This is a genomic window from Mucilaginibacter sp. P4_D1, from assembly GCF_056401935.1.
In genome coordinates this window covers 165,490-175,369 of record NZ_JBFUIJ010000012.1, presented here as the reverse complement: position 1 = coordinate 175,369, position 9,880 = coordinate 165,490, and the positions used below count along the sequence as shown (strand labels likewise).

Annotated in this window: 11 protein-coding genes; 8 read left to right on the top strand and 3 right to left on the bottom strand. The window is 40.9% G+C overall.

The window, feature by feature from the left end; genetic code table 11:
* The 8 genes from AC1DV1_RS13570 to AC1DV1_RS13535 form a co-directional block, all read left to right on the top strand.
* On the top strand, nucleotides 1-180 hold a 180-nt coding region (locus tag AC1DV1_RS13570), incomplete at its 5' end, for a hypothetical protein (protein ID WP_477359989.1).
* Nucleotides 181-337: 157 nt separating this feature from the next.
* On the top strand, nucleotides 338-784 hold the full coding sequence (locus AC1DV1_RS13565; RefSeq protein WP_477359987.1) for a hypothetical protein: 447 nt from the start codon (nucleotides 338-340) through the stop codon (nucleotides 782-784).
* 98 nt (nucleotides 785-882) lie between these two features.
* Nucleotides 883-2,382, top strand: coding sequence for a hypothetical protein (locus AC1DV1_RS13560; protein WP_477359985.1), 1,500 nt, complete (start codon nucleotides 883-885; stop codon nucleotides 2,380-2,382).
* 2 nt (nucleotides 2,383-2,384) lie between these two features.
* Nucleotides 2,385-4,130: a DUF1565 domain-containing protein gene (locus tag AC1DV1_RS13555; protein ID WP_477359983.1), complete on the top strand. Its 1,746-nt coding sequence runs from the start codon at nucleotides 2,385-2,387 to the stop codon at nucleotides 4,128-4,130.
* Nucleotides 4,130-4,519 carry a hypothetical protein gene (locus AC1DV1_RS13550; protein ID WP_477359981.1) on the top strand — a complete coding sequence of 130 codons (390 nt, stop codon included), beginning with the start codon at nucleotides 4,130-4,132 and terminating at the stop codon, nucleotides 4,517-4,519. The genes AC1DV1_RS13555 and AC1DV1_RS13550 overlap by 1 nt, the downstream gene beginning before the upstream one ends.
* A 30-nt stretch (nucleotides 4,520-4,549) precedes the next feature.
* Nucleotides 4,550-5,512 carry an acyltransferase family protein gene (locus AC1DV1_RS13545; protein ID WP_477359979.1) on the top strand — a complete coding sequence of 321 codons (963 nt, stop codon included), beginning with the start codon at nucleotides 4,550-4,552 and terminating at the stop codon, nucleotides 5,510-5,512.
* Nucleotides 5,513-5,784: 272 nt separating this feature from the next.
* Nucleotides 5,785-6,018, top strand: a complete 234-nt coding sequence (locus AC1DV1_RS13540) for a hypothetical protein (protein ID WP_477359977.1) — start codon at nucleotides 5,785-5,787, stop codon at nucleotides 6,016-6,018.
* A gap of 15 nt (nucleotides 6,019-6,033) precedes the next feature.
* Nucleotides 6,034-6,285 (top strand): hypothetical protein, encoded by a 252-nt coding sequence (locus AC1DV1_RS13535; RefSeq protein WP_477359975.1) that lies wholly within the window; start codon nucleotides 6,034-6,036, stop codon nucleotides 6,283-6,285.
* 78 nt (nucleotides 6,286-6,363) lie between these two features.
* Here the strand turns inward: AC1DV1_RS13535 and AC1DV1_RS13530 are convergent, their stop codons facing one another.
* The 3 genes from AC1DV1_RS13530 to AC1DV1_RS13520 form a co-directional block, all read right to left on the bottom strand.
* A complete protein-coding gene (locus AC1DV1_RS13530) occupies nucleotides 6,364-7,437 on the bottom strand; it encodes a glycoside hydrolase family 76 protein (protein ID WP_477359973.1) in 1,074 nt (357 codons plus the stop codon).
* Between the two features lie 60 nt (nucleotides 7,438-7,497).
* Nucleotides 7,498-8,658, bottom strand: a complete 1,161-nt coding sequence (locus tag AC1DV1_RS13525) for a glycoside hydrolase family 76 protein (RefSeq protein WP_477359971.1) — start codon at nucleotides 8,656-8,658, stop codon at nucleotides 7,498-7,500.
* Nucleotides 8,659-8,720: 62 nt separating this feature from the next.
* Complete coding sequence (locus AC1DV1_RS13520) at nucleotides 8,721-9,857, bottom strand: SusE domain-containing protein (RefSeq protein ID WP_477359969.1); 1,137 nt, start codon at nucleotides 9,855-9,857, stop codon at nucleotides 8,721-8,723.
* Nucleotides 9,858-9,880 lie beyond the last annotated feature (23 nt).

Below are 9,880 nucleotides of genomic sequence, written 5' to 3'. Positions count from 1 at the left end.
ATTGGTTCATTAGTTCATTGGTTCATTGGTTCATTGGTTCATTGGTTCATTGGTTCATTGGTTCATTGGTTCATTGGTTCATTGGTTCATTGGTTCATTGGTTCATTGGTTCATTGGTTCATTGGTTCATTGGAACGCGGGCATAGCGGGCATGCGGGGCAAAAGCTTAAGCTACAATAAAAAGTTCATTGGTCTTGTCTGGTAATCCAACAGACAGGACCAATGAACTAACGTGAACCAATCAACTAAATTATTTTACCAAAAAAATTAGCATAATTAAAAAATAATCCTTACATTTGATTCTACTTTATGCCAATCGGCATTTAAAACATAAAACATGGAAACTTCTTTTAAATATGCCCGTGCACCCCGGAGGATGCAGATGGTGAATGATTATTTTGAATATGTTAAAGGTGAACCCTCGCCGGATACATCAACAACTGGATTGAAAAAAAAATGGATCCGCGAACCGGAGATACCCACAATCCGTGGCCTGGCGTTGTTTCTGAACTTTAAAAACATTGCTGATTTTGAAGATCATGAAAAAAAACGAAGTCACCGAAAGCCACTCCGATATGCCCGTTTTAGAATAGAGGCAGCCTACGAACAACTTTTGTTCGAAAAACCCACAGGCGCCATATTCGCCTTAAAAAGTATGGGATGGACTGACAAGCCCGAAGCAACCAAAACACTAACCGAATCACACAAAACCCTCAAAGTTGAAATAACCAGCACAGGCCCCAAACCCGCATCTACCGAAAAGGAAGTGGATGTTTTGATTTGAAGATTTGAGAATTTGAAGATTTGAAAATTAATTGCCCTCCCTCCAATACCCAATGACAGCGCAGCGAAATGACCAATGACTAATGACAGCGAAGCAAAATGACCAATGACAGTAAAGCAAATGACCAATTAACTAATGATCCAAAGTTTGAAGTATCCGTCCTGTTTGGGCAAAATTACAATACTGACGCCCATGTATTATCCGGGCGACTACAACAATTACAATTTAACCATTACCGAATTTTTAAACTGATGGCAACCGATAAAAAAATAACCGACCTGCCGGTAGCATCCGCCATCGCCGCGTCCGACAGTTCTATCCTGGTAAAAAACGGCACCGATTACCAGTTTGCATTCAGCACCCTGCTGGAGTTTATCGGCACCGGGTTAACCGTTGGCGCGGCCATCTCCTTCGGCACCACCCTACCTGCCAATATATCGGGCAAAAACGGCGACATTTTTATAAACACTGCCACGGGTACCCTGGCGCAAAAAATAGCCGGCACCTGGGCGGTGGTTTACACCTTCCCCACCGGAAATGCAGCCAATGGAACCATTTTATATGGCACCAGCATCCCGGCAACCGCTACTGGTAAAAATGGCGACACTTATATAAACACGCTAACCGGTATCTTCTACAAAAAATCGACAGGCGCCTGGGCGCAGGTATTTTCCATGCAAACAGGCCCTGCCGGGGTTGCCGGTCCGCAAGGCGCAACCGGCCCTGCCGGCGCCAATGGCAAAACCATTTTAAGCGGTACCACCAACCCCTCCAATTTGTATACCGGTAGCAATGGCGATTATTACGTTAACACAACAACGTACACCTTCTTCGGCCCAAAAACAGCCGGCGTTTGGCCGGCCGGCTTTTCGCTGGATAATACCGATGCGGAAGAGATAGCTAACGAGGCTGAGTTGAGAAGTGCGGGGGATGAGGGGTTGCAGGAGCAGATAGATAACAAAGTTAATACAGTTGCAGGTTATGGACTAAGCCAGGAAAACTATACAACATCAGAAAAAACTAAACTGACTAACCTATCAGAACACTTCAAAGGAATCTATACAAGTTCGGGGGTATTAACTACCGCAAACCCGACCGGTGTTGCTGGAGATTATGCTTATGTGGATATTGGTGAAGGGTCTGATGCCAAAATGTATATATGGGATAATACCGATAATCTTTGGGTGTTAAGTTCTGGTGGCGGGGTCATATCAGACGCAACCGAAAGTTCTTCCGGCATTGTTGCTCTGGCTACCACAACACAAGCCCTTGCCCGTAATGACGATCAAAGAGCAATGACAGCTTTAAAAACCATTAGCCTAATACTGGATGAAAAGAAAAAGGTGAATTACCAAATCAATCCTGTCGGATTAAATGAAGTAAGTATTTTAATGGAGAATAGTGGGCAAGTAAATAGTGTATTAATCTCCGGTGCTGCCAGTATAAAACTAAAAAACGGCATATCTGGCACGTATCCATTAGGCACACAGACGTATCCCTTTACTTACGAAGCTGGTGATCGTGTATTCATTACTTTCAACTATACCGACCTAACAAACGCAAGCTGTAACATTAAACTTAAATGTCAAGATAATTAATTATGAGTGCAACATACAATTGGGCTTACAAGCCAGGAGTGACGAATAAATATGGATTTGCAATACCGAACTCGGCTGACAACGTAAAGCCAGTAAATTTTTGTTATGTAGCAATATCAGGAAACGACATGACAGGTAATGGCAGTCGACAACTTCCCGTTAGGACATTAACTAAGGCACAAAGTCTAACTTCACAGGGTGGGGTAATTATAGTCGGTAGTGGCGTTTATAGGGAGCAAATCCCCTATTTTAATAGTCTCAATAAAAGTTGGATAGGCGATGGAGACGTTGTCTTTGATAGTAGTTTCTACGGACTTTTTCAAACAGATAACGGGGACAACTCATTTTATAACATAACACACAGAGGTGCCGGAGGATATGTGCAACAACCTGGTACACGTACAACCTTAGTTTACGATTGTATTTTTGATAACATTGCTATCTATCAAGGTTATACAACTACTATAGTCAACTCTATTTTCCTGAATTGCAACGTTCCTATTAACTTAGAAAGTGGTAACCTAACTTTATCGAATTGCACGTTTTATAAATGCATATCAGTTTCCTTCGGTAATACATTGCAAACTGCATTTTCTAACCTATTTTATCAATGCAATATATCATCTAACAGTCTTGCTAACATGGGTTTGTTAAGATACAGTTTGTTTTATCAGTGTAACTTTAAAATGACGGCTGGGATATCAAATACGGGCGGCAATCTTTATCCGAGTGTACCGAGTGGATTTACTTACTATTCAAATATTGCCTCGTTAGTTTCCGATATGAATTCACTTTCAGTATTTAACTCGTTTAACGGTTCTGCTATGGGCGATCCTCTGTTTAATAACGCGGCTATAGGTGACCTTAGCTTAAGTTTCGCAAGTCCAGCAAAAAACCTTTCTTACTTCGGAACTTACGTTGGTGCAAAATCACTCGCGTATCCAATAAAAGCTCGTGCAACTGAAAGCGCAGGCGCTTTTGAGTTTGCAAGTGCAATTAATATTACGGTAGCTGATGATAGTATAACATTAACTGACCCTCTTTTAGATGCCCAAATCGACACCAATATCATCGTAAATACATTAGGTAGGGAATTTGCGAACTTTCCATCTTGTGGCTTCAACGCCGATAGAAACGGCCAATATATTGATAGTATAGCCGATTTGGACACGACCACTAAAAGCACTTCAGATTCGTTAATCGCCGGCATACCTTATATTGTTGAGGTTGGAGCTATCGTTTACAACGATACAACTTATCAACCCGGTCAAAGGTTTACAACTGTAACCGGTCAAACGTCATTTACGTCTGTCGCGTCTGGTGTGCTTCGTGAAATTCTTGAAGCGCCGCAACGACATACAATTATGGCAAGGTTTAGTGATGGYGGCGCAAACATCGCTTCCGGTACGCCCGTGACGGTTGGTAACTATTATCAAGTTGTATCGGGAACAATTACTTACAATGCGATTAATTACGACGTTGGTAATGTATTTAAAGCAATTGATACAAGTGCTTTTTCCGGGTCTGGTGTGGTTATAGTAGCATTTAGCAATGAAAGCTACCAGCATTACGAACTAGGGACTAGGCCAACATCTAACAACACTGGCGACTTGCGCACTGGTTCAATTGTTAGAGGTAACGGCGACCCAGCTTATATTAGAGGAGGATTAGGTGTACAAGAATTTCCAATAAATGCAAAGTTCATTCAGATAAGATATATTATTAGAATCAATAATTTAAAACCATAATGGCATATCAGATTTTAAGCGGTGAAATTCAGCCAAATGCTTTATATGAGGTTGTTGGTACACAATCTGTAATCTACAATTTCATAGGTTATTCAACTGGACAACGGTTTAAAGGTATAAGAGCAATAAAAACATTTACGTATTCAGGCTCGGGTACACAGGAAGTAAATGAAGTTTTCCAACTTCTTGGAGGTACTATTGAATACGTGGAAACATCGATCGATAACACGTCTTTTGCAGATAAAACATTGTTAAAAGGCATGTCAGTTGAATTTGCTCTAAACGATGCGGAAAAGGTTAAAAGTGAGGTGACCAAAATAAAAGGGTTTTCCATTGAAGTAATTGATTATCCATTTTATTCATTTGAGATAATCGAAACCAGGTTATAAATCGCATTATAATTTTATATTGCATTCATAATGCTTGAAAAAAATACAAAAATTAACAGTGTTGTTTTATTAAGGGCGATTGCGGCTTTAGGGGTTTGTTTTATACATATACAAATGGCAACCGGGTTTCAAATCAATCCTTTTTTTGATTACCTATTTATTAATGGTCAACAGGGTGTTGTGATCTTCTTTGTCATCTCAGGTTTTATTTTGCCCTATTCCCTTTTTAAAAAGCAATATCAAATTAAAAACTTCTTTGGTTTTATACTTAAGAGAAGCGTTAGAGTAGACCCGCCTTATTGGTGTTGCATAATTCTACTATTTATATTGGTCCCTTTGCCACTTTCCGCTATTAATCTGAAATCCATTTTCTTACATTTAACCTACCTTGTTCCATTTATAAAGTCAGTTAATTGGTATAGTGGCATTTTTTGGACGCTTTCGATCGAGTTTCAATTTTATATAATATTGGGATTATTGTATCCTGTTTTAATGCGGGTACAAAATTATATATCCGTCCTAATTGTTATCTTTCTTAGTGTGCTATCTATTAAATATAATATCAATGGTATAATCATTAGCAATGTTTATCAATTCGCCTTTGGATATATAGCTTTTATGGCATATGTGAAGTTGATAGACCGGAAATGGTTTTGGATTATTTTTCTTTTGTTTACCACTTATATAATTTTTGCAAAATCGATAATAAGCGGTGTGGTTCCCGCTTCCGCCGTAGCATTTTTAATGCTTTATAAGCGTAACACTAACGTTCCCGTACTAAATTTTTTAGGTAATATTTCCTATTCACTTTATCTTATGCATATACCAATTAGTGCAATAGTAATCAGAACCTTAAGCGGTTCCTTAAAAAATGCTGGTCTTTTGTTTCTTGTATGTTTAATATTATCCATTTTAATCGCCTATATTTTTTATTTATTAATTGAGAGACCAGCATTAAACCTTTCAAAAAGAATTAACTTAAGAAAGGGGTAAAGATTTATTCAGATTGTTGTACGTATTAGAAATTAAGGTGGATCACATAGCAATCTTCTCGCCACATATTTTCGTTCCGAAAATGACAAAAGCGATATTTAAAACATTCCTCGTCAGCGCAGTATTAATACAAACTGCACTTCAATATTACGGGTAACTAAAATCCCCTGAATCCAATTCCCGCGTTCTTTCTACGAGCTTAAACCAAGGATTTTCAACATTAATTCACCCAATAGCCCTATTCAACCCAAGGCTATTTACCCTACCCAATTATGGAAAAAAAATATTCGTTCTGGGAACGTATCACCACTGATACGCCCTCATTTTTTAAAAAAGTTCAAATTTTAGGCGCAGGCCTGGTGGCCGTTTCTGTTTCGTTAACAGGCATTGACATTGTTCCGGTTGCTGTAACGGCTATAATGGCTGCCGTGGGCACAACCATGGGCGCCATTGCCCAGTTTGCCGTGAAGCAGCCTGAACCTGCTACAACTACTTCTACCCAATAATTTATTCAACCAGTTATGGCAACACTCGATCAACGTGAAATAAGGGGGATCACCCTCAAAAATATCACCGTTACTATCATCAGCACTATAAGTATTGTTGTTTCGGTGATGACAACTTACTTTCAATTAAAGGGGGATATACGGGATGTCCGGTCAACCCAGGAAACTCAAAACAGGGTTAACGAAATCCGCCTTAAAGTTCTTGAGGGCGAAGTGGCTATCCTGCAGCAGGAAGTTAGGGAATTAAAAGACAGCAAAAAATCGTGACCATGAAGTGGACACAAAACAAACACATGTCCATTTTTTTAATAAAAATGAACATGTGTTGAACATAGTTGGCCGCAACTATAACTTCAGATTATCCAACCGCGAATAAATCTCGAGCATGGCCGCCTGGTCAATCAACGATTTTACCTTTTTGGGACCTAAAAGATTTTGATCATCCTTTTCTGAGGCCCAGGTGCGGTTGGCATCGTCTATCATGAACTGTAGCTGAGCTTTGTTGTTATCAACTTTATACAGTTCAATGTATCCCCTAAGCAATACGGCGTTAAACCAGTAGTTACCGGGTAAGCGGCCGTTTCTGTAAAAATGCTTTTCGGCGGCTTTGGCTATGTTTTGAGCATCATTGAGATACTTTTTGTCATGGGTGATATTGTACAACAGCACGCCCGATTGCAGCATGGTCCCTGCATTGTAAGTATAATAAGCCGAATCAACTTTCATCGATGGTACCCTGATGGCATCATAATAAACACCGTTGGGCGATAACAAATGTTCTTTTGCCCAATTGTAGGTAACTATTGCGGTATCCAAATAGTCTTTTTGATGAGCGGCCTGGTATAACTGCAAGGCCACCAATATGGCCGGCCCATTAGAACAGGTATTTTTCCCTTTCTTATCGCCCTCCACCCAATAAAAGCCACCGCCGCCAACCATGTCATGGCCCGACAACAGGAAACGGTAAATCAATTGGGAAGTTTCCAGGTACTCTTTTTTGTGGTTACGGGCGTAAGCATCCATCAGTGCAATGGCAATCCATTCGTTATCATCGTAAAAACGCGAATCAACTTTTTCCCTGGCTACCATGGCCTGGTAACCCGGCACAGGCGGTTTGGCAGAATAATACTGTTGAATAGCTTTCATAACCGGAGCTATGTAATTTTTTGAAGGATTGCCGGCCTCCATTTCATTTGCAGCCTGCACCATAGCGCATAACGGCCACAAAAAAGAGTGGTTACCTTTGTTGGCCGCACTGTCATCGGTCTCGAAGTACAGATCTGACTTTGCATCATAAAACCTATCATAGATATTTTTATTAATGATGGCAATACGTTCTTTATAACTGGCGGTAGTTTGGGCGGTAGTATTCAAAACTATTGCCAGGCACAGGTAAATGGTTGATATTATGTTTTTCATAGGTTTATGCAGGGGCATAGAAACTATCTTCCGGCTTTAATGCCGGAAGATAGTTAAAAATTATAATTTACCATCGGCTTTTAAGGCTGCCGCAGCTTCTACCATCATTACCCCACTTAACTGCGTGGTTAAATCGGTATTGCCTGATGGCAGCGTTTTCCAGTCGGGGCTTACAAAAAGTGCCGGTCGGCTTATACCTTTGGTGTATAAAGTTTGCGCATTATATTTCAAAAACTTAACAAACGCATCACGATCTGTGGAACTTACAGCGGGCTCCTGTATCAGCAGGGTAAGGTACCTAACCAAAATCCCTTTAAACAACCCGCCATCACCTTGTCCCTCAGATTTCAGTAAACCGCCGGGCGATATATCCGTATCGTTAATAGTTGCATTGGCATTTCTAACGGCGTCGGCCAGGTAATCGGCATTTTTGGTAACGTGGTACAATTCAAGCGCGGCACCCATATAAACACCCTGGTTATAGGTGAATTTATTTTTGCTGATCTGCCCGTCGTGATTTCCGTTAACGCCATCCCAAATTATCCCGCTCGAAGGATCAACCAGGGTAGCGCTCAGCCAGGTGTAAAGGCTTTTGGCCAATGTAAGATCAGCGTCGTTCTTTTTTAAAGCATACAAGCGGCAGGCAAATATAATAGCCGGCGCATTGGCGGGTGTATTTTTATAATCCAGCTGCGATTTGCGCCAGGCTATGCCACCGCCCTGGTTATTATTTTGGCCTGTTTTAATATCGGTCCAAAGTGTGTTTGCGGCGTCAAGGTAATCATTTTCATTAGTTGCTGCATAGGCGCGCAGGCTTGCCAGGGCCAGCCATTCCATATCGTCATAATATTCGTTTTGATATTTATTACCGTTGGTAACCCGGGTACCATTTAACAACGATTTCATTCGTTGCTTATAAACGTCATTTTTGGTGCGCAAAAATGCATCGGTAAAAATATCCAGCGTATGTGCCTGGGGCCAATAGTTATAATTGGTATTACCTGCATTATCCTGCACAAAATAATTACCGTTTGCGGATAGATATGTACTGTAAGTTTTTTCCTGTAACGAATCGGCAGTGGCGGCGTATTTGTAATCAACCGTTGCGGTTTTATTGTTGGGATAAAGCGGAAAAGCCTTGTCTTTTAAGCACGATGTAAGCACCAACGGTATTAGTGATACCAATGCCCATTTCTGTATATGTTGAGGTATAATCTTCATAAATTATGTTTTAAATTCTGTACCGGCAAATATTGCCGGCACAAAATTGATAAGTTTATTTATTACTTAACGGTAACAACATGGGTATACGCAGCTACGTCTGCGCTCCAGATAATTTTGATATCCGCTTTACCATTATCGGCACGGTGATCAAATTTAAAGCAGTAATCATACTGGGAGTTGTTTACCGGCACCATGTAGAAATAAGACGCTGCCGTTGTTGTAGTGGCCGGGTTATTATCCGAATTAGTGCTGCCATAGTACTGTGTAGATGTTGTACCAGCGGCATCCTTCAGCGTAAACATAAACTTATAACGCTCATCCCTGCCCCATGACTCCTGGTGGAAAACGATAGATGCATTATCAATTTCCCAGCTGCTACCACCAACGTAAGGCAGGTTAAACCAGATTTTATTATCGGCAGCAAACCATAAACCTACCGATACAACTTCGGTCATAGACGCAGAAGCAGTTGTAAAATCAACTACAATTTTCTCAACTTTTGTGGCGCCGGCCACGGTAGTACTACCATCTTTCAGCAACTTAACACCATCTATTGAATAAGCTGCAGGTGTGCCGGTATTACGTTCGGCAAAATGGAAAGCGCCAGCTTTTAGTGATGTGTAAGCTTCAAAAACACCGGTTGAAGTTTGTTTTAAATGTACAGCCTTGCTCAGGTCATCGCCGCCTTCGGTGGCCGTTCCGGTAATGTACAAATCGGCAGGAATTTCGCTGAATCCGGCAGCACGCTGTACCTCAATGGTACGTGATAAGCTGCTTTTTTGTACGTTGATCCCTTTTGACGACATTACTGTCCATTTTAATTTGCCGGTTTCCTGTGGTTGGATGCCTGCCAGGTCGGCAATTTTGTTCAGGTCTTTAAAAGAGATGGTCAACTTATTGTACAAGCCGTTACCATCAGAGGGCAGGGTATAAACCGGTTTTGAAAAATCGCCGGTTGTTTTATCAAAAGCAACTTCGTACACCACCAGGCCATTATCTTCGGCCTGCGCCTGTTCCCACTCAAATGAAGCCGAGCCGGAAGCCGGTTCAAGTTTTATGAATTTGTTGTCGACCGGGGCGAAAAAGTTTTTTACTGCCGATACCTGGGTATGCTGTAAGGTTTTATCTTTTTTACATCCCGAAACAATAATAAGTGCCAATATGCCTGCCATCAGGCAGAAAGTAATTTTTTTCATGATCTTAATTGATTATAATTTCT